At 72.7% G+C, this 26,254-nt stretch carries 20 protein-coding genes and 1 tRNA gene; 8 read left to right on the top strand and 13 right to left on the bottom strand.

The window, feature by feature from the left end:
• The first annotated feature begins 12 nt into the window (after positions 1 to 12).
• Positions 13 to 1,155 (top strand): LLM class flavin-dependent oxidoreductase, encoded by a 1,143-nt coding sequence (locus tag ACWCSV_RS15680; RefSeq protein WP_451142438.1) that lies wholly within the window; start codon positions 13 to 15, stop codon positions 1,153 to 1,155.
• A 24-nt stretch (positions 1,156 to 1,179) separates the two neighbouring features.
• On the opposite strand, the gene ACWCSV_RS15675 is transcribed toward ACWCSV_RS15680, so the two are convergent.
• Entirely contained in the window at positions 1,180 to 3,033 is a 1,854-nt protein-coding gene (locus tag ACWCSV_RS15675; protein WP_451142436.1) for a putative bifunctional diguanylate cyclase/phosphodiesterase, read from the bottom strand.
• Between the two features lie 529 nt (positions 3,034 to 3,562).
• Here ACWCSV_RS15675 and ACWCSV_RS15670 point away from each other — a divergent pair.
• A complete protein-coding gene (locus tag ACWCSV_RS15670) occupies positions 3,563 to 4,804 on the top strand; it encodes a M6 family metalloprotease domain-containing protein (protein ID WP_451142434.1) in 1,242 nt (413 codons plus the stop codon).
• Positions 4,805 to 4,937: 133 nt separating this feature from the next.
• Here the strand turns inward: ACWCSV_RS15670 and ACWCSV_RS15665 are convergent.
• The 3 genes from ACWCSV_RS15665 to ACWCSV_RS15655 form a co-directional block, all read right to left on the bottom strand.
• Positions 4,938 to 5,011: transfer RNA gene (locus ACWCSV_RS15665), tRNA-Lys, on the bottom strand.
• Positions 5,002 to 5,682 (bottom strand): hypothetical protein, encoded by a 681-nt coding sequence (locus tag ACWCSV_RS15660; RefSeq protein ID WP_451142432.1) that lies wholly within the window; start codon positions 5,680 to 5,682, stop codon positions 5,002 to 5,004. The genes ACWCSV_RS15665 and ACWCSV_RS15660 overlap by 10 nt, the downstream gene beginning before the upstream one ends.
• Positions 5,683 to 5,961: 279 nt before the next feature.
• Entirely contained in the window at positions 5,962 to 6,303 is a 342-nt protein-coding gene (locus ACWCSV_RS15655) for a hypothetical protein (RefSeq protein WP_390962117.1), read from the bottom strand.
• A 470-nt stretch (positions 6,304 to 6,773) separates the two neighbouring features.
• On the opposite strand from ACWCSV_RS15655, the gene ACWCSV_RS15650 reads away from it, so the two are divergent.
• Positions 6,774 to 6,992: a hypothetical protein gene (locus tag ACWCSV_RS15650; protein ID WP_451142430.1), complete on the top strand. Its 219-nt coding sequence runs from the start codon at positions 6,774 to 6,776 to the stop codon at positions 6,990 to 6,992.
• A gap of 25 nt (positions 6,993 to 7,017) precedes the next feature.
• Here the strand turns inward: ACWCSV_RS15650 and ACWCSV_RS15645 are convergent, their stop codons facing one another.
• The 4 genes from ACWCSV_RS15645 to ACWCSV_RS15630 are packed head-to-tail and all read right to left on the bottom strand — an operon-like array spanning position 7,018 to position 12,089.
• Positions 7,018 to 8,370: an AAA domain-containing protein gene (locus tag ACWCSV_RS15645; protein ID WP_451142656.1), complete on the bottom strand. Its 1,353-nt coding sequence runs from the start codon at positions 8,368 to 8,370 to the stop codon at positions 7,018 to 7,020.
• Positions 8,371 to 8,381: 11 nt separating this feature from the next.
• The gene (locus ACWCSV_RS15640) at positions 8,382 to 10,013 is read right to left on the bottom strand and encodes a hypothetical protein (protein ID WP_451142428.1); all 1,632 of its coding nucleotides are present in this window, start codon (positions 10,011 to 10,013) and stop codon (positions 8,382 to 8,384) included.
• Positions 10,004 to 11,242, bottom strand: coding sequence for a hypothetical protein (locus tag ACWCSV_RS15635; protein ID WP_451142426.1), 1,239 nt, complete (start codon positions 11,240 to 11,242; stop codon positions 10,004 to 10,006). Before ACWCSV_RS15635 ends, ACWCSV_RS15640 begins: the two co-directional genes overlap by 10 nt.
• Positions 11,127 to 12,089, bottom strand: a complete 963-nt coding sequence (locus ACWCSV_RS15630; RefSeq protein ID WP_451142424.1) for a phosphatase PAP2 family protein — start codon at positions 12,087 to 12,089, stop codon at positions 11,127 to 11,129. The genes ACWCSV_RS15635 and ACWCSV_RS15630 overlap by 116 nt, the downstream gene beginning before the upstream one ends.
• Before the next feature lie 411 nt (positions 12,090 to 12,500).
• On the opposite strand from ACWCSV_RS15630, the gene ACWCSV_RS15625 reads away from it, so the two are divergent.
• Positions 12,501 to 13,097 (top strand): histidine phosphatase family protein, encoded by a 597-nt coding sequence (locus ACWCSV_RS15625; RefSeq protein ID WP_451142422.1) that lies wholly within the window; start codon positions 12,501 to 12,503, stop codon positions 13,095 to 13,097.
• Positions 13,098 to 13,138: 41 nt separating this feature from the next.
• Here the strand turns inward: ACWCSV_RS15625 and ACWCSV_RS15620 are convergent, their stop codons facing one another.
• The gene (locus ACWCSV_RS15620; protein WP_451142420.1) at positions 13,139 to 14,512 is read right to left on the bottom strand and encodes a tetratricopeptide repeat protein; all 1,374 of its coding nucleotides are present in this window, start codon (positions 14,510 to 14,512) and stop codon (positions 13,139 to 13,141) included.
• 242 nt (positions 14,513 to 14,754) lie between these two features.
• On the opposite strand from ACWCSV_RS15620, the gene ACWCSV_RS15615 reads away from it, so the two are divergent.
• The gene (locus ACWCSV_RS15615) at positions 14,755 to 15,222 is read left to right on the top strand and encodes a hypothetical protein (RefSeq protein WP_451142418.1); all 468 of its coding nucleotides are present in this window, start codon (positions 14,755 to 14,757) and stop codon (positions 15,220 to 15,222) included.
• A gap of 112 nt (positions 15,223 to 15,334) precedes the next feature.
• On the top strand, positions 15,335 to 16,279 hold the full coding sequence (locus ACWCSV_RS15610) for a spermidine synthase (protein WP_451142416.1): 945 nt from the start codon (positions 15,335 to 15,337) through the stop codon (positions 16,277 to 16,279).
• Positions 16,280 to 16,407: 128 nt separating this feature from the next.
• Here ACWCSV_RS15610 and ACWCSV_RS15605 read toward each other — a convergent pair whose 3' ends face one another.
• Positions 16,408 to 18,177, bottom strand: a complete 1,770-nt coding sequence (locus ACWCSV_RS15605; protein ID WP_451142414.1) for a 2-isopropylmalate synthase — start codon at positions 18,175 to 18,177, stop codon at positions 16,408 to 16,410.
• Positions 18,178 to 18,354: 177 nt separating this feature from the next.
• On the opposite strand from ACWCSV_RS15605, the gene ACWCSV_RS15600 reads away from it, so the two are divergent.
• On the top strand, positions 18,355 to 19,047 hold the full coding sequence (locus ACWCSV_RS15600; RefSeq protein ID WP_451142412.1) for a FadR/GntR family transcriptional regulator: 693 nt from the start codon (positions 18,355 to 18,357) through the stop codon (positions 19,045 to 19,047).
• 7 nt (positions 19,048 to 19,054) lie between these two features.
• On the opposite strand, the gene ACWCSV_RS15595 is transcribed toward ACWCSV_RS15600, so the two are convergent.
• Genes ACWCSV_RS15595 through aspT (ACWCSV_RS15585) form a run of 3 tightly spaced genes read right to left on the bottom strand, consistent with a single transcriptional unit; the run spans position 19,055 to position 24,111 of the window.
• Complete coding sequence (locus ACWCSV_RS15595) at positions 19,055 to 20,710, bottom strand: bifunctional aspartate transaminase/aspartate 4-decarboxylase (protein ID WP_451142410.1); 1,656 nt, start codon at positions 20,708 to 20,710, stop codon at positions 19,055 to 19,057.
• Positions 20,711 to 20,730: 20 nt separating this feature from the next.
• Positions 20,731 to 22,434 (bottom strand): aspartate-alanine antiporter, encoded by a 1,704-nt coding sequence (gene aspT, locus ACWCSV_RS15590; protein WP_451142408.1) that lies wholly within the window; start codon positions 22,432 to 22,434, stop codon positions 20,731 to 20,733.
• A complete protein-coding gene (aspT, locus tag ACWCSV_RS15585) occupies positions 22,435 to 24,111 on the bottom strand; it encodes an aspartate-alanine antiporter (RefSeq protein ID WP_451013471.1) in 1,677 nt (558 codons plus the stop codon).
• Positions 24,112 to 24,832: 721 nt separating this feature from the next.
• Between aspT (ACWCSV_RS15585) and ACWCSV_RS15580 the strand changes: the two genes are divergently transcribed.
• Positions 24,833 to 26,158 (top strand): ABC transporter substrate-binding protein, encoded by a 1,326-nt coding sequence (locus ACWCSV_RS15580; RefSeq protein ID WP_451142406.1) that lies wholly within the window; start codon positions 24,833 to 24,835, stop codon positions 26,156 to 26,158.
• Positions 26,159 to 26,254: the final 96 nt, after the last annotated feature.

The following is a 26,254-nucleotide window of genomic DNA, read 5'->3' as shown; positions in this document are numbered from 1 at the left end:
GGAGAGCGACACGTGGACGAGAACCGAGGCGACGAGATCCGGAACGACGGCGACGGAGCCGCCGGAGGCCGGACGGACACCGTCAGGGGCACGGCGGGCGGCAACGCCCCCGTGCCCCTGTCCGTGCTCGACCTGGTGACGGTGGGCAAGGGCCGCACCGCGAGCGAGGCGCTCCGCACCAGCGTGGACATCGCGAAGCTGGCCGAGCGGCGCGGATTCCACCGCTTCTGGGTCGCCGAGCACCACTCCATGCCCGGTGTCGCCTCGTCCTCCCCGGCCGTCATCCTGGCCCACCTCGCCGCCCACACCGACCGCATCCGGCTCGGTTCGGGCGGCGTGATGCTGCCCAACCACGCCCCTCTCGTCATCGCCGAGCAGTTCGGCACCCTGGAGGCGATGGCCCCCGGCCGGGTCGACCTCGGCCTCGGCCGCGCCCCCGGTACGGACGGCGCCACGGCCGCCGCGCTGCGCCGGACCGAGCGGCTGGGCGAGGGCGCCGACGACTTCCCGCAGCAGCTCGCCGAGCTGACCCGCTTCCTGGACGACGACTTCCCGGACGGTCACCCCTACTCCCGTATCCACGCCGTCCCCGGGCCCGTGCAGGCCACCTCCGACGGCGGGGTGCAGTCCCCGGCCCGCCCGCCGATCTGGCTCCTCGGCTCCTCCGGCTTCTCCGCCCGGCTGGCCGGCATGCTCGGGCTGCCCTTCGCCTTCGCGCACCACTTCTCGGCCCGGAACACCATTCCGGCCCTGGACCTCTACCGGGAGTCCTTCCGGCCGTCCGCCGTGCTCGACGCCCCGTACGCCCTGATCGGCGCCGCCGCGCTCGCCGCCGAGACCGAGGCCGAGGCACGCCGCCAGGTGCTCACCGGGGCGCTCAGCATGCTGCGGCTGCGCACCGGCCGCCCGGGCCTGGTGCCCACCCCGGAGGAGGCCGAGGCGCACACCTTCGGCCCGCTGGAGCGCGACTTCGTGGACGAGTGGCTCGGCAACATCGTGTACGGCACGTCCGAGCAGGTCCGCGCGGGCCTGGACGACCTGGCCAAGCGGACCGGCGCCGACGAGCTGATGATCACCGCCAACGCGCACGGCGGCGAGGCCCGGCTGCGCAGCTACGAGCTCATCGCCGACGCGTACGGCCTGCCCACGCTGTAGCCGAGGGCCGTCCGGGGCCCGTGATCAAGGGGCCCCGGACGCGGCCACCCCGCCCGCCTCGATCAGTTCGGCGATCCGCTCCGGCGCGACCGCCCGCGAGTACAGCCAGCCCTGCCCGGTGTCGCAGCCGATCCGGCGCAGCCGCTCGGCCTGCTCCGCCGTCTCCACGCACTCCGCCGTCACCGTCAGCCCCAGCCGGTGCGCAAGCTCCACCAGCGCCTCCACGATGGTCTCGTCGGCCGGGCTCGGGTGCCTGCCGCCGTCGTCGTACCGGAAGCCGCGCACGAAGGAGCCGTCCAGCTTCAGCACGGAGACGGGGAGCCGGCTGAGGTAGGCGAGGTTGGAGTAGCCGGTGCCGAAGTCGTCGATGGCGATCCGTACGCCCATGTCGCTCAGCGCCTGGAGCGCCCGCAGCGGGCGGCCCGCCGAGCCCATGACGGCGGACTCCGTCAGCTCCAGTTGCAGCAGCCCGGGGTCGAGGCCGGTCTCGGCGAGGACGTCCCGGACCTCCGCGGCCAGGTCGGTGTCCCACACCTGCCGCACGGCGACGTTGACGCTGACGAACAGCGCGGGCCCGTCCGGATGGTCCAGTTGCCAGCGTCGGGCCTGGCGGCAGGCCGTACGCAGCACCCAGCGGCCCAGTCGCACGATCGAACCGTCCTCCTCGGCGATGGCGACGAAGCGGTTCGGTCCGAGCACCCCGAACTGCGGGTGGTTCCACCGCACCAGCGCCTCGACGCCCCGCACCACCCCGTCGGCCATGCCGACCAGCGGCTGGTACTCCAGGGCGAACTCGCCTCGGTCGACGGCCGGCCGCAGCGTCGACGAGAGCGCCTGCCGTGTCATCCGGTGGGCGTTGCGCTCGGAGTCGAAGAGGGTCCAGCGGGCCTTGCCGTCCGCCTTCGCCCAGTAGAGCGTGGTGTCGGCGGCCTGCATCAGCCCGGTGGGGGAGGTACCGGCCGAGGCGCGCTCCACCACCCCGATCGAGGCCGAGACCGAGAGCCGCTGCCCCGCCAGGTCGAAGGGCTGCTGGACCGCCGTGAGCAGCGCGTCCGCCAGGTCCAGCAACTGCTGGGTGCCCTGCGACTCCTCGACCAGCACGGCGAACTCGTCGCCCCCGAGCCGCGCCACGAAGTGGCTGCCGTCGCGGTGGTACGGGTCGCGCCCGGCGACATCGCTCAGCCGTCCGGCCACGGCGGCGAGCAGCCGGTCGCCGGCCCGGTGCCCCAGGGTGTCGTTGACGGCCTTGAAGCCGTCCAGGTCCAGGTAGCAGAGCCCGATCCGGCCGGGGCGCGGCAGCAGCGAGCTGTCCTGGAACGGCGACAGCTCCAGCGCCGCCGAGAGCCGCTCGAAGAAGAGGGTCCGGTTGGGCAGCCGGGTCACCGCGTCGTGCATCTGGAGGTGGCGCAGCCGCTGCTGGAGCTCGTGCCGGTCGCTGATGTCGGCCACCGTCAGCAGCGCCCGGCCGGGGCCGCCCGCCGCGGGGTCGGCCACCGGTACGACGGTGATCTCGGCCCAGAGCGGCCGGCCGTCCCGGTGCTTGAGCCGGCGGGTGCAGCGGAAGCGGGAGCGCCGTCCGCGCAGCACCTCGCGGTAGGCCCGCCAGGCGTGGTCGTCGGGAGTGAGGCCGACGAAAGCGGCGACCGGCTGTCCGGCGAGTTCGGCGGCGGGTGTCCCGGTCATCCGGGCGAGCGCCTCGTTGGCGTGGACGACCACCCCGGCGCCGTCCACCACGGCCATGGCGAACGTGGCGCTGCGGAAGGCGGACCGGTAGGCGAGCAGCTCGGTCTCCGGGTGGTGACGCTCCGTGTCCGCCGCCGGGGATGCGCCGGGGGATGTGCCTGCCGGAGGCCTGTGCCCTTCGGAGGTTCCGCTCACCGCTCGCTCCCGCTGTGCAGATTGTCGTGAACAGGTGTGGCCGGACGGGCCACCGGGTGGGGCGCACCGGGCCGGGGAGCGCGAACCACGCGGGAAAACGTGAGGAAGCATAGAGGGTGGGGTGTCGGCGCTTCCAGCCCGGCCCGCTCGCCGCCGCCCGCCGGTCCGGCCCGGGCCGGCGCGTACGCGTCCGACGGCCGTCCTCCGCCAGGTTCCGGCATCGCTCCTCGCGGTCTCCCGCTTTGCCCGCCACTGTTCCCTTCTGTACGCCTGTGTTCCCCGGCGACGCCTCACTGTCGGATTCCGAGGAGTGGATGACCGTATGTGACGTTACGTGATCGTGGTGCGTCGGAGAAGAGGCGCCGGGCGTGCTGCCGCAGCGGGGGAGGCGGACTCCCGCGGTGGGTCCGGGCGGGCTGCTCCGGCGGGCCGGGCGGGCCCTGACCCGTGTGGGGCAGCCCAGCGGGCGGGGTGCGGTGATCGGGCACAGGGTGGAGCGAGGTGTTCCGCATCCCACCCGGAGGTAGATGTGCCGCGTCAGCACGGACCCGGGGGGGTGGAGAAGCCGAGTCCGCGCGGAGTTGCGGCGGCGCTGACCGCGCTCATGGCGCTGGCCGCCATGTCGCTCGTCGCCGGTCCCGCGGCCGCCGCCTACGCGGGCGTGAAACCGTGCGCACTGCCCCGGACCCCGGCCCACCACTCGCTGGGGCTCGACAGCTGGAACGGCGCCTACCCCCGCCCCGCCCGGCACCTCGACGCGGTCATGATCTTCCTGTCCTTCCCCGACGCCGACCCGGTCGTCACGCCGGACGTGCTCACCGCCGACTACTTCCCCTCCACGACCGCCTTCTTCGAGAAGGCCAGCTACGGCGCCTTCACCCTGGGCGCGCACCCGCAGAAGCGCTGGGTGCGGATGCCGCACCCGTCCACCTGGTACGGCATAGAGCGGGACTGGGACTCCGGCCGCCGGACCTCCTACCTGCACGACGCGATCCGGGCCGCCGACCCGGAGACCGACTTCTCCGCGTACGACATCGTCTACCTGGTCGCCGACCCGGACGCGCCCGGCGTCGACTCCGACGCCACCAAGGTCGTCAACTTCGACCGGCCGATCACCGCCGACGGCAAGGACATCAAGCGGGTCGTCACCGTCTTCGAGCAGCACCCGCCCGACCGCAACGTCCTCGCCCACGAGACCGGACACGTCTTCGACCTCGCCGACCTCTACCACCGCCCCACGGACGGCAAGGGCGACTGGGACACGTACGTCGGCGACTGGGACGTCATGGGCAGCCAGTTCGGGCTGGCACCCGACCTCTTCGGCTGGCACAAGTGGAAGCTCGGCTGGCTCGGCGACCGGCAGGTCGTCTGCGTCCAGGGCAGTGAGGACGTGACCCTGGAACCGGTCGCCGCCGCCCCCGTCCCCGGCGGCACCATGGGCACCCGGCTCGCCGTCGTCAGGACCGGCGAGGACAGCGCGCTCGCCGTCGAGGCCCGCGGCGCCACCGGGAACGACCGGGCGACCTGCACCGAGGGCGTGCTGATCTACCGGGTGCGGAGCGCCACGGCGTCCGGAGGGGGCCCGGTGGAGGTGCTGGACACCCACCCGGACACGGAAGCCTGCTGGGACCGCTCGGTCTACCCGCCGCTCGCGGACGCCCCGCTCTCGGTCGGGGAGACGTACAGCGTGCCGGGGGAGCGGATCCGCGTCGAGGTCGCCGACAGAACGCCGTCCGGCTCCTGGACGGTACGGATCACCACCGGCACCTGAGCCCCGGCCCGGGAACAGAGGCGGGCCCCGAGGTGCCGGCCCGGGAACGGAGGCGGGCGCCGAGGGCGTCCGGCCCCGTCCTCCTCCGGACACGAAGAAGCCCCCCGCTTACGCGAGGGGCTTCTTCCGTCGGTGCGCCGCCAGGGACTCGAACCCCGGACCCGCTGATTAAGAGTCAGCTGCTCTAACCAACTGAGCTAGCGGCGCCTGCTGACGTCGTAGACATTAGCATCCAGATCCGCCGGAGGAAAAATCGAGTAATCGGACACCGGCGGGACGGCGCTCCGGGCGGCCCGCACACAGGCCCAGCGCAGCACGTCGGGGCCGGGCAGCCAGGGGGTGCGGGTGTCGGGGGCGACCACCCACTGCGGCCCCGGAGCGGTGGGGTCGCAGGTCAGCGGCGGTACGGTCACCGCGTCGCCGGTGCCGTGGCAGAGCACCGGGGGCAGGGTGCGCGAGCCGGGCGCCGGGCCGGCGCCGCCGGTGCCCCACTCCTCCCAGGCCAGCAGCGAGGGCAGCCGCTGGGCGGTGCCGGGTGCCGCGAAGAGCAGGGTCCGGCCGCGGTGGGTGGCGACCGGGCCGGAGCCGGGCCCCTCCGCCCAGAGCCGCTCCAGCATCCGTCTCCCGAACAGGGCGGGGACGCTCACCACGTCGAACGCGGTGCCGCAGGGCAGAACCCCCGGCGAGGCGGGGCTCGCCTGCCAGCGGGCGAGCGTGGTGCGCGGGTTCGCCGTGGCACTCGCGAGCCAGACGGCCCCGGAGGAGGTGACCTCGGCAGGCTGGTGCGAGGCCTGACTCCGCAGCGGAGGGAGGGTGCCGACGCCGGAGCGCGGTTCACGGGTCTGCAGGGACGTTTCGTCTTCCAGCCATGCGGTCATGGAGACAGGTCTACCGGGCGTGACGGGACTGACGCCGAGAGTCGTCGAATCCAGGACAGGACGTCACCTTGCCGGGTATCTTGCCCGCGGGCATATGCCAGAAGCTGCACCCGGAGTGACCGTGCCGGGGGCGGGAGCCGGGGGACTTCTCCGTGCCGTATGCCACGCGTGACGCGTGTGGCGCCGGTGCCGCGTGTGCCCCGGGTGCCCCGGGTGCCGCGCGGCTCTCCGGGCCGTAGTGCGGGCCCGGGACTCAGGGGAGGGGCGCGGGCCCGGCACTCAGGGCCGGGGTGCCTTCAGCAGGGAACGGCCGAACTCGATCATCTTCTCCGCGTAGTCCTCGGTCCACTCCGCGCGCTCCGCGACATCGGCGGGCGTCAGCCGGTCGAAGCGGCGGGGGTCGGCGAGCTGGGCGGCGGCAACGGCCTGGAACTCGATGCTCCGGTCCGTGGCGGCCCGGAACGCGTGCGTCAGCTCGGTCGCGCGGGTCAGCAGCTCGGCCGGATCGTCCATCGACTCCAGGTTGAAGAAGTGGTCGGGGTCGGCCGCCGCCTCCGCGGGTTCGAAGAGCAACGGAGCGGGGCGCAGCCTCGGCTGCGCGTTCCGGTCGGCTTGTGCCATGTGCGTTTTCCTCCTTCGGGAAGGCCGGACGGCCACCCTCCATTGTCCAACCCGGCGCAAGTCCGGTGTCCCGGGCCGTGGGCCCCTGCCGTCGCCGGCCCGTCCGTGGTGGCGAACGTGTCCGGTGCACCGAACGATTCCCAGGCCGCGGGCATACCGGTGCGCCCGGAAGGAGCCGTGACCCCGGGGCCGGTCCGCGTGGAGTGCGCCACGGTGGCCCCGAACAAGTCTGTCCGGGCCGACCGGCCGGAAAACACTGTCCGGAAGCCCGTACGACGGCGGGTGCCCGGACCTGCCCGGACCTGCCCGCGGGGACGGGGGTGTCGACGCGGTCTGCGGAGGTGACGTCCCGCAGCGCTGGACCCGGCAGAGCTGCGGGGGCGAACGGGAGCGCGGGCGCGGCGAATTGGCGGCGAGAGTTCACCGGACCACGGTGGACACGAGACGGCTGGGCTCACCACCATCCGTGCATGATCAAAAGATTTCGGCCGGCGGTATCGCCGTGGAACTTCCTGATGGGCCTCACGGGCTTCAGCGTCATGGCGTGGTCGTATCGCGGCGGACATGTTTCGGGGTGGTTCGTCGCGCTCTGGGCGCTGGTGCCGGCCTTCTCCGCCTGGCAACTCGCCTGCGCAGTCCAGCGACACCGGGCCGGGCGCCGCGCGGGCGAACCGGCCGGGGCGGAGTGACCTCGGCCCCAGCCGCACGTACCGCCTAACCTCCCCAGGACACCCGGTGGTTCGACCAGTGCTCCCAGGTGGACTGCATCGCCTCCCACCCGTCCGGGAACTTCACCTCCACGCCGAGTTGCACCGGTTCCGTAGACGGGTGTTCGTCCAGCAGGTCCGCGACCCCCGCCCGGCACACCACGACGCAGGCGTGCCGGTGGCGGGAGGCCAGCACGCAGAGCCGGCCCGTCTCCAGGTGGAAGGCGGTGGCGTCGGGCCGTCCGGAGAGCGGGTGCAGCACCACCGTGACGTCGAACTCCCGTCCCTGGAGCCGGTTCGCGGTGTCCACCGCGACGCCCGTGACCCCCAGCCCGGCGAGGGCGGCGCGCACCGCCGCCGCCTGGTCGCGGTGGGCGGTGCCGACGGCGATCCGGTCCGCCGTCACCGGCACCGGGTCCGCCGCGCGCTCGCTGGTCGCGGTGGTGCCCCGGTCCAGCAGCCTGCGGACCACCAGCGCCACCGCGTGCACCGCCTCCGGGTCGGTGCGCGGGGTGTGGCGGGCGGGCAGCTCCAGCAGTCCCCAGCCCGACTCCGCCGCCACGTCCAGCACCCGGTCGGGCCCCGAGCCGTCCGACGCCCGCGTGAACGCCAGCGTCCGGTCGCCGTGGTCCGTACCGCTGCGGAACGGGGTGTACGGGTAGAAGGCGTCCGACACCAGGGGCGCGGCCGAGGCGGGCAGCCGCCAGGAGACCGGCAGCCGGTGCTGCGGCAGCCGAGGGTTGTGCGCCAGCAGGGCGGAGACGGCGCTCGCCGACGGGTCGTGGCTCAGCCCCGCCCACTGGTCCGCACCGACGATCGAGAACGGGTCCAACTGGCCCGGGTCGCCCACGAAGAGCGCCCGCCGGAAGAGACCGGCCACGGCGAGCAGCGCGTCCGAGCGCATCTGGTACGCCTCGTCGACGATGGCGTGCTCCCACGGCTCCACGTTCTTCACGTGTGCCCACTTCGCGGCCGTCGAGAGGACCACGTCGAGCCCGGCCAGATCCGCCGCCTTCGCGGATTTCCGGACGTTCTCCAGACGGTCCAGCACTTTGTCGTACGGGTCGGAGTCGCTGCTGTGCAGCCGCCCCACCGGCAGCTCGGGCTCCTTCTCCGCCAGGCGCACCACCAGGTCGTCGACCTGTGCGTTGGTCTGCGCGATCACCATCAAGGGGCGCCCGGCCGCGGCGAGTTCCAGCGCGGCGCGGACCACCAGGGTGGACTTGCCCGCGCCCGGCGGTGAGTTGACCACGACACCCCGGGCATCGCCGTGCAGGGTGTCGTGGAGGATCGCGCCGGTGGCGTGTCCCGCCGCCGCGCCCGGGTCGAACACCCCCGTCCCGGCGGACTTCCCGGCCATCCGTACGTCGGTCACAGCACATCCTCCGGGGTCACGGCGTCGGGCAGTTCGGCGGCCGCACCCGGCGGGCCGCCGTGGGTCCACGGGGTCTCCTCCGCGTCCGGCAGCGCCGGGCCGCCGCGCTGGTCGTGCTCGAAGAGCGTCCACACCGTGCGGTCACCCGGCTCGGGCAGCGATCCGGGGGCCGGCTCCCTGCCGCGCCCCATCCGGTCCAGGACCCGCAGCACCAGCAGCACCTCCGACCCGTCCCCGGGGAGTCCGGTGCCGTCGGGGCCCGTGCCGGGGCCCGCGTACCGGACGAACTCCGCCGACTGCGGCTTGCCGTCCAGCGAGCGGTACACCTTCGTCCGCTCGCCCAGCTGCGGGCGCTCGGCCGTGCGGACCGTGACCAGCGGGCGCGGGGAGGGGCGCTTCGACTCGGTGTACGCCATCTCCACCCCGGTCACCTCGCCGACGAACGCCTCGCCGTTCAGCCGACGGCCGGCCAGCACCAGCGGATCGTCCAGCGCCTCCTGGGCGTCCAGCCGTGCCTGCGCCGTCTCCCGGGAGGACAGCTTCCGGGCCGCCGTCACCGCGTCGTCCCGGCGCGGCTGCGGCGGCTCGCCCGAACGCACCTTGTCCCGGTGGCCGGTGAACGACCAGCGGTCACCGGTCCAGCGTTCCTCGGCCCTCGCCCCCTCCGGCAGCTCCCGCAGCCGGTCGAGCCCCCGCCACACCGCGTCCCAGGTCGGCAACAGCACCCCGGCCAGCAGTGAACGGACCTCCCGCTCGGCGGCGTGCAGCTCCCCGAGCCGCACGTCCGCCTCCAGCCCGTCCTCGACCGCCGCCAGCGCGGTGCGGGCACGGTCGTACCGCTCGATCGCGGGCGCCAGCAGCCGGTTGTCGAACGCCGGGTCCGTGGCCGGACCCGCGGGCGGGCAGACCAACTGGCCGTCCCGGTCCCGCTCCAGCTCGGCCCGGAGCGCCGCCTCGGCGCCCGACCCGCCGTCCGGCGGGTCGATCCAGGCGAGCAGCGCGCCCAGGTGCTGGTCCTCCACACTGCTCTGACCCGTCGCCCAATGACGGTTCAGCAGATCGGTGGTGGCCAGCAGCAGCGAGGAACCCGGCACCCGGGCCCGCTCCGCGTAGTGCGTCAGCCAGCGGCCGAGCAGCGGCACCCGGGCCGGAGCCGGATACGGGGTGTCCGGATCGTCCTCCGCGGTGCGCCGGAACCGCATCGACCGCCCCAGCAGCCGCACCAGGTCGATCCCGGCCCGGCTCGGCACGATCACCTGCGCCGCGTCCACGCACAGCTCGACCTCGACCTTGACCTTCCTGCCGGTCTCCGGGTCGGTCTCGCTCCGCTCGGACGGCTCCACCACGTCCGCGTACGCCTCGATGTGCGGGAGCACCAGTTCGGCCAGCTCCGCCAGGAACGCGAACCGCAGATCACGGTCGCGAGGCTGCGCCACCGCCAGCAGCCTCGGTGCCTCCCGGTCCGTCCCCACCAGCGCCCCCAGTGGGGCACCCGCCTCACCGGACGTGGTCAGCGGCACCAGGACGAGCGGCCGGTCGGCCAGATGCCGGTGGCGTACGGTCGCCAGTGGCTGGGCCCGCCCGCTGTCCACCGCCTCCAGCCGCGCCAGGGTGCTGATCAGTGACATGCCGCCGTGCCCTCCCGGTCCGCCGTGCCCGCCGGACCCCGGCCGGGCAGGGCCGCCGTGCCCTCCAGCGCCTCGGCGCGCAGCGCCGCCGCCCGGCGCAGCGCGGCGACGGCCGGGTCCGCCGGGTCGCCCTCCTTGCCCGCCGCCGCGTCCAGCACCGCGCGGACGGTGGTCAGCCCGCCGAGCTCACCGCTCACCCCGCGCCCCAGCGTCCGCACGTCGCCCCGGGCCCGGGACTTCGCCCGGCAGTGGAACGCGAGCTCGCAGGCGGCCAGGCACTCGGGGGCGTACGCCGCCGGAACCGCCTCCACTGCGGCGGTCAGCTCCTCGGCCGAGCACCCCGGATCGAAGCTCGCGCCCTCGGGGAGCAGGGCCGCGATCTCCTCGATGCGGGTGAGCCGGGTCAGCTGGCGCCGCGTCACCGCACGCTGCTTGCGCACGTCCACGACGGAGCCGGCCGGCAGGTTGGAGAAGTCCTTGGGGCAGACGAGGAGGACGTCGTGCGCCACCTCGGCGCCCTCGGTGCGGGCCGCGACCGCCTCCAGGGCCAGCACGTAGACCGCCGACTGCCGGGCGGCGGCACCGACCTTCGCCGCGTCGGCCGAACCGTCGACCACCGGGAACGACTTGATCTCGATGACCGTCCACCGGCCGTCGGGATGCACCACCACGGCGTCCGGTTCCAGATAGGCGGGCGAGCCCGCCACCTCCAGCGCCAGCATCGGGTGGTCCAGCAGACTCCAGCCGCCGGCCGCGGTCGCCTCGCGCAGGGCCAGCGCGGTCCGGGCCGTCCGGCCCTCGGGACCGGCCGCCGTCAGATCGGGGACCCGGGCGCCCGCCGGCGGCTCGCCACTGCCGCCGAGGCTCTCGTGCAGCAGGCGCAGCAGCTCGGTGCCGCCGTCCGCCTTGACCCGCGCCTCGAAGGCGTTGCCCCGCATGAACGCGAACTGGGACTGGCCGAAGCCCGAGGGGGAGCCGAGCGCGGTGGCCAGCCCGGTCTTGTCGACCCCGGCGCCGTCGAGCAGTGCCCGCCGCTTGCAGCCGGGGTTGGCGGCGAGGGCGGCCAGCGCGCGGGCGTCCAGTGGGTGCGGGACGACCGTCGGTCCGCGCAGCTCAGCGAGCCGCTGCCGGAGCGCTGTCACCGGCGCCGGTCCGGCCGGGTTCGCCGGAGGCGCGGGGCGCGTCGCTGGAATGTGCGGAGGGGGTCCGCCGGCCGGGGATTCGCTCACCCGCCGAAGTCTCGCATCCGCTACTGACAATCGGGGACGGCGTCGCCGGAACTCGGCCTCCCGACGGGTACCGGCGGGAGACGAACGCCCGCAGCCGGGCCGGGACGGGGGCGGCGGCCCGCATCACCGGGCGGGTCAGCAACGCGCCCGCGCCCATCACCGCGGCACCCGCCAGAGCGTCCAGGAAGTAGTGGTTGGCGGTGCCCATCACCACGAAGACGATGGTCAGCGGGTAGAGGACGCCGAGCACGCGGAGCAGCGGATGACGTCCGTACCGCCACAGCAGCACCCCGCACCACAGGGCCCACCCCACGTGCAGGCTCGGCATCGCCGCGTACTGGTTGGTCATGCCGCCGAGTCCGCGCGGGGCGCTCGCCTCGGTGCCCCACCACCCGTAGGAGCTGTACTGCGCCATGGTGTCGACGAATCCGTGCGCGGCGTCGAGGAGGCGGGGCGGGCAGGTCGGCATCAGCGTGAAGCCGACCAGGCCGATCAGGGTGGAGGTCAGCAGCCAGGTGCGGGCCGCGCGGTAGGCGCCGGTGCGCCGCCGGTACATCCACAGCAGCAGCGCCGGAGTGACGAGGTAGTGCAGGGAGGCGTACGCGAAGTCGGCGGGTATCCCCACCGAGGAGTGCGTGGTCAGCAGCCGGTTGAGCGGGTGCTCGATGTTCAGGTGAAGCGTTTTTTCCAGCCGGAGTATCTGGAGCCCGTGGTCGACGGCGGTCGATATGTTCCCGCGCGCGAGCAGCCGGCCGGCCGAGTAGAGCCCGTACACCACCGCTATGAGCGGCAGCTCCGTCCACCAACGGGGGCGGCCGGAGGCGCGTGCGGGTGTGGCGTGCGGCATCCGGTGGCTCTCCCCTGTTCAAGCGTCCGACGGCGGGCGTTCAACCGTACGGCGGTCGTCCGTCGTGATTTCCCCCGGGGGGTCCCTTTCGCGCCCCTGCGCCGGCCCGCCCCGGCCGGGGTCTGCGCAGAGGGGGACGTGAGGACGGGCCGTGAGGTTGCTCGGTTCACCTCACGCCGGAGTACTTCCGGTGGGGGACGGGTGCCCGGCAGTACGGCCCTCATGCCCGTAGGTCATGATGCGCGATGATGGAGAGGGACGGACGCACCGCCCCGGGGCACTTCGACGACACACCCCTGGGGCCGGAGCGCGTCCCTCCCCGGACGTGTCCGCCGGACACGTCCCGAGCGCCCGGACACCGTCGTCCCGGAGCGCCACCGCCGTCCCCCAGTTCTCAGGGAGAGCCCGCACATGGCACCGCGCATCCTGCTCGCCCGGCACGGCCAGACCCAGTGGTCGGTCCAGGGCAATCACACCGGCAGGACCGACATCCCGCTGCTCGACTCCGGGCGGGAGGGCGCCAAGCTGCTGGGCGAGCGGCTGCACCGGGCCCCATGGTCCGGGCTGCCGGACACGGACATCCGCACCAGCCCACTGGTCCGGGCCGCCGAGACCTGCGAACTGGCCGGCTTCGGGGACCGCGCGGAGACCTGGGACGCGCTGATGGAGTGGGACTACGGCGACTACGAGGGCCTCACCCCGGCGCAGATCAAGGCGGACCGGCCCGACTGGCTGATCTGGCGCGACGGGGTTCCCGGCGGGGAGTCCACCGCCGACATGACGGCCCGCGCGGACGGGGTCGTCGAGCGGGTGCGCTCCGGCGGACGCGATGTCCTCGTCTTCGCCCACGGCCACATCCTGCGGTCGATCGCCGCGCGCTGGCTGGGCGAGGACCTGATGTTCGGCGCCCGCGTCCGGCTGGAACCGACCTCGCTGTCCGTGCTGGGCTGGGCCTACGGAATGCCCGCCGTCGAGCGGTGGAACGACACCGGCCACCTGGAGCGCTGAGCGGCGCCACCGGGCCGCCGGCGCCGAGGAGGACGGGGTGTTCAGCCCCGCCGCGCGGCCCGGTGCCGCTCCAGCAGCCCCGCCACCGCCGCCGCGCCGGGGTCGGCGGCCAGGACGCGTACCGTCCCCGTCAGCATCGCGCTGATCCTGCTGGACCGGACCCGGTCCAGCAGGTCCAGCACCTGGTGCGCCGAGCGGACCGCCTCGTCCGCCGCCCCGGCCCGCGCCAGGTCGCCCGCCAGTTGCGCGCGGTAGAGCGCGAGGTTCCGGGTGAAGTGCGGGTCCTGGAGCGCGGTGGCCCGGCGGCCGTGGCGGGTCGCGCGGGGCCAGACGCCCAGCGCCGACCAGCACTGCGCCTCCAGCAGGTGCATCTCCGCCTCGCGGAAGAAGCTCATCCACTCCGGGTCCCGCTCGGCGGGCCCCCGGTCGAATGCGGCCCGCGCCCGCGCGATCGCCCGGTCGCATCCCGTACGGTCCCCGAGCCCCGCCCGGCCGCCCGCCTCGCGCAGGGAGAGCAGGGCCAGCAGCCGGTGCGAGCCGACCGAACGGGCCGCCCGCTGCCCGGCCTCCGCCGCCCGGACCGCCTCCCTCGGCCGTCCGGCGTCCCGGGCCAGGAACGACGTGTTGCAGAAGGCGTGCGCCTCCAGCGCGTCGTCCCCCGCCACCCGGGCGGTGGCCAGCGCCTCCGCGTAGTACGAGCGCGCGTCGTCGAACCGCCCCGAGTCGTGGGCCAGCCAGCCCACCGACAGGGCCAGCTCACCGGCTCCGGAGTGCAGCCGGTCGGCGGTGGCGCGGCGGGTGGGCGTACCGGAGTCGAGCAGGGCGTACGCGGCCCGCAGCGGCTGGGCGGCACGCCGGTAGAGCCCGTCGCCGCCGTGCTGGTCGTCGAGGATGCGGATCTCGCGCACCGCCTCCTCCACGGAACGCACCTCGGCCTCACCGGCCCGCCGCTGGGCGGGCAGCACGATCGGTGTACCGGCGGCCCGGTGGGCGCCGAGCCCGATCGACGCGGTCGCCACACTGGTGGTGCCGCTCGTCATGAACACGCGACGCAGCACGTCGCTCTCCTCGATGTCGCTGGGTACGGAGAGGGCCGGACCAAGATCCCCGGACAGGGATCTCCAGACCGCCGGACCACGCGTGCGCGCCGAACGTCCGCGCACGCTCTCCCGGTCCGGGAAGCCCAGGTCCCCCAGGGTGGTGCCGGGGAACATGTGCAGGAAGACCCGTTCGTACGCGTAGTTCGGGCACCGGATCTCGCCGGACTCCACGCGCCCGATGTAGCGGGCGTCGCAGGCGACCTGCTCGCCGATCTCACGGGCGGCCCTGCGGACGGCCGCCGCGAACTCTCCCGCCGAGCGCTGTCCGCGCAACTGGCGGAAGACGAGGTTGGGAACGGCCCGTGACGACACCATGGCGTGGCCCTCTCTGGTGCAGCCGGGCGCATGCCTCAGGTGTCCCGGCGGAGCAAGAACGTACCTGGTGTGACGGGCGGTTCACACAGTGTTTCCCGACAAACAGGGGCAAGTCGACCGCGATCCGCCATGAACTGCCACCCTTTGCGGCGGCTTGGCACCGTAGCCCTTGACGCCGTCGGCGCGTTGGTCCATGCGGAGACGGGGCGTGGCTCCGTTCGGCGACGACAGGAGGGGTTCCCATGCTTCACCTCGGCACGGAGACCGGCCCATGGACCACAGCGGCCACCTCGAAGGACGCGGGGGCGCAGCCGGCCGTTCCGCCGCACGCGACATCGGACCCGATCGAGGGGTGCGCCGCGCACCTGTGCGACCTCGTCACCGTCCCCGCCCGGCAGGGGCTGGAGGCCGTCGACATCCTGCGCCGGGGCACCGGCCCGGTCGTGGTGGGACCGGTGCTCCACGACGGGGCCGGCGACACCGTCGGGTTCCTGGTGCCCCCGGGCACCGCCGAGGGCTGGGACGTCCCGGGCAGCGCGTGTACGAGCACCGAGGGCCGAGGGCTCCGCCTCCCCGACGAGCCGCCCGTCTCCGGAACCGGCTGGCTGCTCCCGCCCGCCGAGGACGCCCCGGTCACCGACCCCGCCGCGCTGCGGGCCGCGCTCGACCAGGCGGCCCGCATGATCGAAGCGGCCGACAACTGCCGCTGAGCCCATAATGTCCAGGTGGGCGGGGTTGTCCCCGGTGTTCTCCTCGCCCCAGCCGGCCCGCGCGACCAGGACGCGGGAACCGGCCGGACGGGGGCGGTGAGGGCGGACGGACGTGGCACGTCGAGGAGCGTCGGCGGGAAGCGCCAGACCCGGCAAGCGGGCCGAACGGGCGGACCGGAGCGACCGGGCGGACCGGCCGGGGCGGCCCGAACGGGCGGGGCGCGGGCGGGAGGTCCGCACCGCGACCGTCGACGGCGGCCGGGCCGAACTCGCCCCCGACAAGGAGCGCCGGAACGCCTGGACCCTGCTGCTCGACGGCGCCCCGCAGTCCCACGTGGACCTCGACGACCCGGCGTACCTCTCCTTCGAGTACCAGCGCAGGATCGGCCACGCCATCGACCTCGCCGCACCCCCGGGGACCCCGCTGCACGTCCTGCACCTGGGCGGCGGGGCCTTCACCCTCGCCCGCTACACCGCCGCCACGCGGCCCCGCTCCACCCAGCAGATCGTCGAGATCGACGCGGCGCTCGTCGCGTTCGTACGCCAGGAGCTGCCGTTCGACCCGCAGGCCCGGGTCCGCGTCCGCGCCCTGGACGCCCGCGCCGGGCTCGGCAAGATACCCGACGGCTGGGCCGATCTCGTCGTCGCCGACGTGTTCGGCGGAGCCCGTACCCCCGCCCACCTGACGACCACCGAATTCCTCGCCGAGGTGCGACGGGCGCTGAAGCCGGGCGGGAGTTACGTCGCCAACCTCGCGGACGGGCCGCCGCTCGCCCACCTGCGCGGCCAGATCGCCACCGCCGCCGCGCACTTCCCCGAACTGGCGCTCGCCGCCGACCCCACGGTCTGGCGGGGCCGCCGCTTCGGCAACGCCGTGCTCGTCGCCTCCGACCGCCCCCTCGCCGTCGCCGAACTCACCCGCCGCGTCGCCACCGACCCGCACCCCGGCCGCGTCGAACACGGCCGCGCGCTGGCCGACTTCACCGGCGGCGCCGCGGTCGTCACCGACGCGGACGCGAAGGCCTCCCCGGCACCGCCGCCGAACGCGTTCGACTGAGGGCGGAGGCCCGGGGCCGGGCGGCCGCGGAACCACGGCCGCCCGGCCCGGGCCGAACCCCGGCTCACCCGGCCCGGTCCCGGGCCCGATCCCCGGGTCGGACCGTCCGGCCGGGCCGAACCCCCGTCTCACCCCGCCCGGTTCACCGCCGAGAGCACCGCCAGCACCGAGGCGGTCAGCACCGAGGTGTCCCGGCCCGCGCCCCAGACCACCCGGCCGCCGACCCGGCACTCCGCGTACGCCATCGCCGGGCTGTCCTGCCCGCCGGTCGTCGCGTGCTGGGTGAAGTCCAGGATCTCCACCTCGTGGCCGGCGCCCGCCAGTGCCCGGACGAACGCGGACAGCGGGCCGTTGCCGGTGCCCTCGTAGTCGCCCGTCACGTCCCCGCCGCACCCCTCGGTGCGCAGGGTGCACGCGAACCGGTGCTCCCCGTCGGCGGTGACGTCGGCGGTCCATGCCTCCAGCGCCACCGGCCCGTCCTGGCCCGGCGTCAGGTACGTCGCGGTGAACAGTTCCCACAGGTCCTTCGGGGTCGCCTCCAGGCCGCTGTCGTCGGTCGAGCGCTGCACCGTACGGGAGAAGTCGGGCCGCATCCGGGCGGGCAGGTCCACGCCGTAGGAGCTCCGCAGCAGGTGGGCGATCCCGCCCTTGCCGGACTGGCTGTTGACCCGGATGACCGCCTCGTAACCGCGCCCCACGTCCGCCGGGTCGATCGGGAGGTACGGCACGTCCCAGGCCGGCGATGCGGTGCGCTCGTGGTGCGCGAACCCCTTGCTGATGGCGTCCTGGTGGGTGCCGGAGAAGGCGGTGTACACGAGGTCGCCCGCGTACGGGTGGCGCGGCGGCACCGTGAGCCGGTTGCAGTGCTCGACCGTGCGGCGGATCTCGTCGATGTCCGAGAAGTCCACCATCGGGTCGACCCCCTGGGCGTGCAGGTTCAGTGCCAGGTTCACCAGGTCGACGTTGCCGGTGCGCTCGCCGTTGCCGAAGAGGCAGCCCTCCACGCGCTGCGCGCCCGCCAGTACGGCGAGTTCGGCGCAGGCCACCCCGGTGCCCCGGTCGTGGTGCGGGTGGACGGAGAGGATCACCGACTCCCGGCGGTCCAGGGCCCGGTGCATGTACTCGATCTGGTCGGCGTAGACGTTGGGCGTCGCGATCTCCACCGTGGCGGGCAGGTTGTGGATCACCGGCCGGTCCGGGGACGCGTCCCAGAGGGCCGTCAGCCCGTTGCAGACCTCCAGGACGAAATCCGGTTCGGTCAGTACGAAGACCTCGGGGGAGAACTCGAACCTGATGTCCGTCGCGGGGTGCCGCCCGGCCAGCCGGTCCATCAGCTCCGCCGCCTCCCGCACGGTCGCCCACACCTGCGCGCGGTCCCGGCCGAGGACGACGTCGCGCCAGACGGGGGCGGTCGGGATGTAGAGGTGAACCACCGCGCGGGGCATCCCGGCCACCGACTCGAAGGTCCGCGCGATCAGGTCCGGCTTCGCCGGGGTGAAGACGACGGGGGTCACGTCGCCGGGGATCGCGTCGCTCTCCACCAGGTGGCGCACGAAGTCGAAGTCCGTCCGGCTGGCGGACGGGTAGCCGATCTCGATCTCCTTGAACCCCATGGTGACCAGCAGGTCGAACATCCGGCGCTTGCGCGGGGTGTCCATCGGCTCGGCCAGTGCCTGGTTGCCGTCGCGCAGGTCCACGGGCACCCACAGGGGCGCCTTCTCGATCCGCGCGTCCGGCCAGCCGCGGTCGTTCAGGGAGGGGATGTGCACCCGGTCGAAGGCGGAGCGGTAGCGGTGCGAGGGCATGTCGCTGGCGCGCTGCGGGTTCCACGCGGGGGAGCCGGCGGGCACCGGGCCGCGCGGCGTCCGGAGGGTGGGGAAGCTGTGCGTCGTAGGCATGAGGACGGGTGTTCCTTCTCGTGTCGCCGGATGCGACCGGCACGGCGCGGCGCCCCGCGGCGGGGTGCCGGTCGCTTCAGGCCCCGCCGCGGCAGCCGAGAAGAAGGAGACCGCTGAGCGTCATGGCGGTACAGTAGCCACATTCAAAGTCTTCAGACAACCCGACAGGTGAAGCGCGTGTCCTCCCTCGGCCCACTCCGTCCCAGCCCCCTCGTCGACCAGGCGACCGCCCATCTGCGGGAGCAGATCACCGGGGGCGCCTGGCCGGTCGGCACGAAGATCCCCGGCGAGACCACCCTCGCCAAGTCCCTCGGCGTCGGCCGCTCCACCGTCCGCGAGGCGGTCCGCACCCTCGCCGCGACCGGGATGCTCCAGTCCCGCCAGGGCGCCGGCATCTTCGTCGTCGCCGACCGCCCGCACGAGGACTGGCCCGCACGGCTGCGCCGGGCGGCGGTCACCGACATCTACGAAGTCCGCATGCTGATCGAGGTGCAGGCCGCCCGGCTCGCCGCCGAACGCCGCACCGAGGACGACGTCACCGCCCTGGACGCGGCCATGGCCGCCCGCCGGGCCGCGAGCGGCTGGGGCGACGCGGAGTTCGTCGACGCCGACATCGCCCTTCACCGCGCGGTGGTCGCCGCCGCCCACAACCCCGTACTCACCGACCTCTTCGGCGAGTTCGCCCCCGCGCTGAGGCAGGGCCTCATCGACCTGGTCGACCTGCTCGACCTGCGCGCCGAGCACCCGGGCCACGGCGAGGACACCCACGCCGCACTCGTCCGCGCGGTCGTCGAGGGGGACGGGGCGGCGGCCGAGCGGCTGACCAGGACCGACCTGGAGGCCACCCTCGCCCTGTTGCGGGGCGCGTGAGCGGGACTCAGCTCCCCGTGCTCTCCTGCCACTCCTGCGCGTACTCGTCGAAGATCACGCGCAGATGGTGGCCGATCCGGAGGTAGTCCAGATCGTCCAGGTTGGCGAGCGAGACGCGTACCGACCACTCGGGACCGTCGAAACCGCCCCCGTTGAGCAGCACCACGCCGGTCTGCTCGGCGAGACGGAACAGCGGGTCCACCGGCTCGTAGTTCTGCTCCAGGAAGTCGGCGAACGCCTTGCCGCGCACCCGCTCGGCCTCCGCGAGCAGATCCAGCTCGATGTAGTACGCCGCGCGCTTCGGGTCCTCCGAGACCTTCATGTGCACGCCCTCCAGCAGGAGTTCGAGCCGCTGCTGGACGATGGCCCGGATGCGCCGCTTGTACGCCTGGCCCTCGTCCAGCATGTCGAAGAGGGAGAACAGCACCATCATCACCTGCTGGGGCAGCGAGAGCCCGGCCGTGTGGTTCAGCGCCACCTGCCGGGAGTCCGCCACCAGCCGGTCGATGAACCGGATCTTCCCCGGTTCGAGCGAGAGCGTTCCGTACCGCCGGTCGAGCCGCTCCTTCCACTCCGGGGAATGCGCCGCGAGCATCTCGTCGATCACGTTGTCGTCGTGCAGTCCGATCACCCCGAGCCGCCAGCCCGTCGCGCCGTAATGCTTGGAGTACGAGTACACCAGCAGCGTGTTGCGCGGGAGATCGGCGGCGAGCGAGCGGAAGCCCTCCACGAACGTCCCGTAGACGTCGTCGGTCACCACGATCAGACCCGGGTTCGTGTCCGCCACGATCGACACGATCTGGTCGGCGACCCGCTGGGAGAGGGCCAGCGAGGGCGGGTTGCTCGGGTTGACGCAGCAGACCAGCTTGACGGAGGGGTCGGCCAGCTTGGCGACCTCCTCCTCCGGATACCGCCACTGCCGCACGCCCGTCTCGGTGAAGAGGCTCGCCTCCACCCGCACCACGTCGAACTCGTACGTGTCGAGCTCCGGAATCTCCAGGTACGGAGTGAACACCGGAACCATCAGGGCGATCCGGTCACCCTTCGCGAGAATGCCGTTCTTCATCAGCGAGTCGAAGATGTAGCACATCGCCGCCGTACCGCCCTCGGTGGCGAACAGGCTCAGATCCTGGTTCTCGGGCGGCCGGTGGTCGAACATCTCGTCCGCCACGTACGCCCGCACGATCCTCTCGGTGTGGTGCAGGATGCGGTCCGGCACCGGGTAGTTGTCCCCGATCGACGAGTCCGCCATCTCGTGCACGAACGCGTCCGGTTCAAAGCCGAAGCGCTTCACCGCGAGGTCGAACGACGCCTGCAGCAGCTCCATCCCCGGCAGGTCCGGATGAGCCCGCGCGAAGGACGCGAAGCGCTCGGCACACCCCTTCTCCTCGGGCATCCCGCCGAGATTGTCCGCCGTCCAGACGCGCTTGCACTCCGAGAGCGCGAAGTAGCCGAGCGCGTGGTACGCCTCACGGGGCCCGGTCGCCACCCAGTTCGGGTTGCCCCGGCCCGCGTTGAGCATCGCGCGCGTCGTCCGGCCCTTCTGGCCCGGCTCGTCGCTCTGGGCCGTCTGGGCGATGCTGATGAACTTGTCCTTCAGCTCGAACGGGCTGAGCTGGGCGAACGACCGGATCTCTTCCCGGCTGAAGCTGGTCCTGGGCATGGCGGTGTCCCTTTCCGGGTTCAGTGGTTGAGGAGGACGATCACTGCGCCCCACACGGTCAGCAGCACGTTGCCGACGGCGTAGGGGATCGTGTAACCGAGTGTGGGGATCTGGGACTTGGACGTCTCGTTGATCGCGCCGATCGCCGCCGTCGTGGTCTGACCCCCGGCCAGTACGCCCATCAGCACCGGGAACTGGATGCGCTGGACGTAGTGCCCGAAGAGGAAGCCCACGATCAGCGGCACCACGGTGGCCACCGCACCGAGGAGCAGCAGGCCCCAGCCGGCGTCGGAGAGGCCGCTGGTGAAGCTCGGACCGGCGTTGATGCCGACCACCGCGACGAACACGCACAGGCCCAGGGTGTCCATGAACCACTGGGCGCCCGGCGGAACGTTCCCGTACGTCGGGTACTTGCCGCGGATCCAGCCGAAGACCAGCCCCATGATGAGCCCGCCGCCCGAGGTCGACAGCGAGATCGGCACCCCGCCGGCGGTCAGGGCCGGGATGCCCAGGCAGCCGCCGAGGAAGATGCCGAGCCCCACCCAGACCATGTCCGTGGCGAAGCTGGTCGGCACCGGCTTGCCGAGGGACTTACCCGCAGGCCCCACCAGCCGCTCCGGACCCGTCAGGACCAGGGTGTCGCCCCGCTCCACCCGGGTGGACAGCCGGTAGGGGAACTCCGCCCCCGCCCGGTAGAGACGGTCGACGTACACCCCCACCATGAAGGGCTCCCGGCGCAGTTCCTCGATCGTGCGGCCGAGCTGCGCCTTCTCCGACGCGACGACGTGCAGCGTCTCGGTGCGGTAGCCGAGCAGCTCCACGTCGTCCGCCTCCGGGCCGATGTGGGTACGGGCGTCGAAGTCGACCAGGTCGTGGCGGAGCGCGCTGACGGCGACGGTGTCGCCCCGCTCCAGGGCCAGCGTCTGCGACTGCTCCAGCACGGCGCCGTCGCGGCGGACGGCGGTGAGGTAGATCCGGCGTCCGATGCCCTGCTGCTGCCGTTCGACGTCCTCGATGGTCCGGCCCACGAGGTCGGGGCGCTCCACCCGGTACGCGCGCAGCACCACCTCGTAGTAGCCCTCGCCCTCGTCCGGATTCTCGTCCGGAGCGTCCAGCTCGGCGGCGAGGACGGCGCTCTCCTTCGCCAGATCGCGGCGGTAGAGCCGGGGTAGCACATTGGCCAGCAGCATCGCGCAGAGGATGGTGCCGAGCGGGTACGTCACCGCGTACCCGACGGCGACCAGGTTCTCCTCGGACTTCACCTGGGCGGACGAGAGCCCCGGCAGGGAGCCGATCGCGTCCTGCGCGACGCCGATGGCCGCGGACTGGGTGAGGGCGCCGCTCATCAGCCCGGCGCCGAGCCCGGGGCCGTACCCCAGCAGCCCGGCGAAGAGCCAGGAGATCAGGAGACCGGACACGCACACCACGATCGCGTTGAGCACCTGCGGCAGGCCGTCCTTGCGCAGACCGCGGAAGAACTGCGGGCCGACCCGGTAGCCGAGGGCGAACAGGAACATGATGAAGAACAGGTTCTTCACCGTGTCGTCGATCTGGATCTTGAACTGCGCGCCGAGCACCAGCCCGGCCACCAGGCAGCCCGTCACCACACCCAGGGCGATGGTGCGGTAGCGGATCTTCCCGAGCAGGAAGCCGATCGCGACCACCAGGAAGACCAGGAGCTCCGGATGGGGCTGGAAGACGTTCCGGTTCAGGAAGTCGATCATTCAGGCCCCCAGGATTCCCACGAGGATCGGACCGGTCAGCGGCAGCAGGAAGTTGGAGAGCGTGTACGTGATCGTGTAGCCCAGCAACGGCACCGAGCTCTGCGCCACCTGGGTGACCGCGGTGATCGCGGGCGTCGAGCACTGCTGTCCGGCGATGGCACCGATCAGCAGCGGCTTCTCGATCTTCAGCAGCCTGCGGCCGACGATCAGCGAGAGAGTCGCCGGCACCAGCACCATCGCGATGCCCGCGAACGGCAGCAGGGCTCCGTACTGCTTCAGCAGGGGCCAGGCCTGCGGACCGGCAGCCAGCCCGGTGCACGCGATGAAGACGGCGAGCCCCATGTCCTTCAGGGTCGCCGCCGCCTGCGGGGGGAACGCGCCGAAGGTCTGCTTGCGGGAGCGGAACCAGCCGAAGAGCAGCCCCGAGATCAGACAGCCGCCTCCGGTGCCGAGCGACAGCGGGATGTCCCCGGCGTAGACCACGACCTGACCGAGCAGTGAACCGGCCACGATGCCGAGCCCCAGGTAGATGAAGTCGGTGGCGTCGTTCTTGACCACCGCACCGATCTTCCCGACCAGTCGGGCCAGGCCGTTGCGCGCGCCCACCAGGGTCAGCACGTCGCCCCGGTAGAGAGTGGTGTCCCCGGTGGCGGGAAGACGCTGGTCGTTGCGGACGACATCGGTGATGTAGACCCCGTCCTTGCGGAATTCGGGGTGCGCCCGCTCCATCGCGTCGATGGTCGAGCCGTGCGTCGCCTTCTCGGTCACGGCGACCTGGCTGGTGGCCAGGGGGGTGTCGAGGCCCGGGATGGCGGGCGTCTCGGGCCCGATCTCGCGCCCCGCCTCGATGATGGCCGCCCGGCGCCCCACCACCTGGACCAGGTCGCTCAGGGTGAGTTCGAGATCGGGGGAGGGGGAGAGGAGCTTGCTGCCCCGCTTGACGCCCTCCACCGTGACCCGGCCGCCGAGCGCCTGTTCCAGACCGCCCACGGTGCGCCCGTCGGCGATCGTCACCAGGTACGTCCGGCCGACCGTGCCGGGCAGCGCCTCCCGTTCGTCGGACTCCAGCCCGGCGGAGCCGCCGCGCATCCGTTCCCACAGCTCGCGGGAGGCGTCCGCCAGGTTGATGCGCAGCAGCATCGGCATGATCTGGCTGGTCAGCAGCACGATGGTGATCAGACCGAAGAGGTAGCAGACCGTGTAGGCGGTGGCGACGTGCCCTTGGTACTGGCTGATCTGGTCGGCGGTGAGCCCGCTGAGCTTGCCGATGGACTCGGTGGCCGTACCGACGACCGCCGACTCCGTGGCGGCTCCGGCGAGGATGCCGGCGGCGGTGCCCACGTCCAGGTCGAAGGCCTGGGCCAGCCCGTACGCGATACCGAGGACGCAGACGAGTTCGATCAGGCAGAGCGCGAAGAAGCGCAGGCTGCGGCGGTTGAGATTGGCGAAGAACTGCGGCCCCGCCATGTAGCCCAGCGAGAAGATGAAGAGCGCGAAGAAGATCGTCTTGACGTCGTCGTTCACGCTGACGTGCTGGGTGCCGAGGAGCAGCGAGACGATCAGGGTGCCGCAGATGCCGCCGAGGGTGATGGGGCCGACGCGTGCCTTGCCCACCAGGTAGCCGACGGCGAGGCAGAGGAACAGGGCGAGTTCGGGGTGGTCCCGGATGACACCCACGCCGCCTCAGGTCCCGACAGTGACGAAAGCGCATGAATGTGACATAGGGGCGAAGCTAGCAGCGGTGGGGGAGGGCGGCACATCGAAGTGCCGCGCGGCGGGGCGGATGTGTGAACTCGGCGGTTCGTCCGGTGGCCGGGGCGTTCTCCCGGAACCGGCGGGGGCGTCACGGCGTGGAAGCTTCCCGGCCGCTTCGGGTGGCCGCGGCCCTCCGGCCGGTCTTCGAGGAAAGAACACGATCGCGCCACAGTCGACGGCGGAGATCGTTTCGGGCGGGATCCTTGTTCACTTTTCGGCGGGCCGGTTTCTGGCGTGCCGGGTAAAGAACCAGCCACGGGGTAAGACCGGATGAGGGATGGCGCGTTCTGAGCGGTGGAGCCTCCTCTTCCTTGCGAATGGCCCCTCACCTGCGGCGATTCCATGATGGCCCGTCAACGGCCCCCAGTGTTCGCCAATTGGCAAGCCCTGTGCGGGACACGGTCTCGTGACTTGCCGGACACGCTCGCGCAACGGAAGCGTCTTCAAGTCTTGACACCCACCCCCTTGAGGCAGCAACCTTCCGTCATCGGCGCATGGGAGCGCTCCCACATCGCACACCCGTTTTTATGTGCGATCGGCACTGCCCGTGCTTCCCCCCAGCATCACCTGGCGCGGCACTCACGGCGCCTGGGTCCCGCAGTGAGCCAACCGCCAGTCACACCCTGGAAATAGGAGTAGTGGAATGCGCATCACCCGCAACGTCGCAGGTCGACGCCGTAGAGCCGCGATTGTGGCCACCACTGGCCTGACGGCCACCGCCCTGCTGCTGGCGGGCTGCAGCGACTCGTCGGACGACGAGGGCGGCAGCACCGACGCCAACGGCAACATCACCCTGACCGTCGCCGACTACGGCCAGTTCGGGTACAAGGAAGCCGGGCTCTTCGCCGAGTACCACAAGCTCCACCCGAACATCACGGTCAAGGAAGACACGACGGCCGAGGAGAAGGTCTACTACCCGAAGCTGCTCCAGCAGCTGAACTCGGGCAGCGGCCTGGCGGACGTCCAGGGTCTGGAGGTCGGCCGCATCAAGGAGCTGGTCGACACCAAGGCGGACCAGTTCGCGGACCTGAGCAAGGTCATCGACGCGACCGACTTCGTCTCGTGGAAGGCCAAGCAGGCCACGACCTCCAGCGGTGCGCTCATCGGCGCCGGCACGGACATCGGTCCGATGTCGCTCTGCTACAACACCGACCTCTTCAAGAAGGCCGGTCTGCCGACCGACCGCACCGAGGTCGCCGCTCTGGTCAAGGGTGGCTGGGAGGACTACCTCAAGCTGGGTGAGAAGTTCAAGGCGAAGGCGCCCGCGGGCACCTTCTTCATGGACTCCGCCAGCGCGATGTTCAACGCCGTCGTCAGCTCCAGCGCGAAGCAGTACTACGACGAGGACGGCAAGGCGATCTACAAGGACAGCCCCGCCGTCCAGCAGGGCTGGAACCTGGCCGCCGAGGCAGCCGCCAAGAAGCTGACCCAGGGTGTCCCGCAGTTCGGTGACCCGTGGGCCGCCGCGCTCCGCAAGGGCACCATCGCCACCGTCGCCTGCCCGGCGTGGATGGCCGGTCAGATCTCGGTCAACGCCGGTGACGCCAACAAGGGCAAGTGGGACATCACCAGCGCGCCGGGCGGCACCGCCGCCAACTGGGGTGGCTCCTTCCTCGGTGTTCCGAGCTCCGGCAAGCACGTCGACGAGGCCACCAAGCTCGTCGCCTGGCTGACCGCCCCCGAGCAGCAGGCCGCCGTCTTCAAGGCGATCGGTTCCTTCCCGTCCAACACGGGCGCCTACGACCTCCCGGGTGTGAAGGACGCGAAGCTGCCGTACTTCAACGACGCCCCCATCGGTGAGATCTACGCCGGTGAGGCCAAGACCATCCCCGAGGCCGTCCTCGGCCCGAAGGACGCGACCATCAAGGACACCATCTCCACCGAGATCAACAACATGGAGCAGCGCGGCACCGACCCCGACAAGGCCTGGAAGACGGCCGTCGAGTCGGTCGACAAGGTGATCGGCTGATCCCCGGCGGTGCGGGAGGCCCACAGGCCGCCGCAGCGACAGCCAGAACATGAGCACCCCCATTTACATAACAAGCGTTACGTCAATGTACCGTGT

It is taken from the genome of Streptomyces sp. NPDC001770 (assembly GCF_053596135.1).
The sequence above is the reverse complement of the archived record's forward strand: the minus strand, read 5'-3'. Positions and strand labels throughout refer to the sequence as shown.

Coding starts and splice junctions, on each gene's coding strand:
- aspT (WP_451142408.1), bottom strand. CDS start 22,434: ATGATCGACTTCCTGAACCGGAACGTCTTCCAGCCCCATCCGGAGCTC.
- ACWCSV_RS15645 (WP_451142656.1), bottom strand. CDS start 8,370: ATGGCCGGGAAGTCCGCCGGGACGGGGGTGTTCGACCCGGGCGCGGCG.
- ACWCSV_RS15620 (WP_451142420.1), bottom strand. CDS start 14,512: ATGGTGTCGTCACGGGCCGTTCCCAACCTCGTCTTCCGCCAGTTGCGC.
- ACWCSV_RS15640 (WP_451142428.1), bottom strand. CDS start 10,013: ATGTCACTGATCAGCACCCTGGCGCGGCTGGAGGCGGTGGACAGCGGG.
- ACWCSV_RS15650 (WP_451142430.1), top strand. CDS start 6,774: ATGATCAAAAGATTTCGGCCGGCGGTATCGCCGTGGAACTTCCTGATG.
- ACWCSV_RS15630 (WP_451142424.1), bottom strand. CDS start 12,089: ATGCCGCACGCCACACCCGCACGCGCCTCCGGCCGCCCCCGTTGGTGG.
- ACWCSV_RS15655 (WP_390962117.1), bottom strand. CDS start 6,303: ATGGCACAAGCCGACCGGAACGCGCAGCCGAGGCTGCGCCCCGCTCCG.
- ACWCSV_RS15625 (WP_451142422.1), top strand. CDS start 12,501: ATGGCACCGCGCATCCTGCTCGCCCGGCACGGCCAGACCCAGTGGTCG.
- ACWCSV_RS15595 (WP_451142410.1), bottom strand. CDS start 20,710: ATGCCCAGGACCAGCTTCAGCCGGGAAGAGATCCGGTCGTTCGCCCAG.
- ACWCSV_RS15580 (WP_451142406.1), top strand. CDS start 24,833: ATGCGCATCACCCGCAACGTCGCAGGTCGACGCCGTAGAGCCGCGATT.
- ACWCSV_RS15660 (WP_451142432.1), bottom strand. CDS start 5,682: ATGACCGCATGGCTGGAAGACGAAACGTCCCTGCAGACCCGTGAACCG.
- ACWCSV_RS15605 (WP_451142414.1), bottom strand. CDS start 18,177: ATGCCTACGACGCACAGCTTCCCCACCCTCCGGACGCCGCGCGGCCCG.
- ACWCSV_RS15615 (WP_451142418.1), top strand. CDS start 14,755: ATGCTTCACCTCGGCACGGAGACCGGCCCATGGACCACAGCGGCCACC.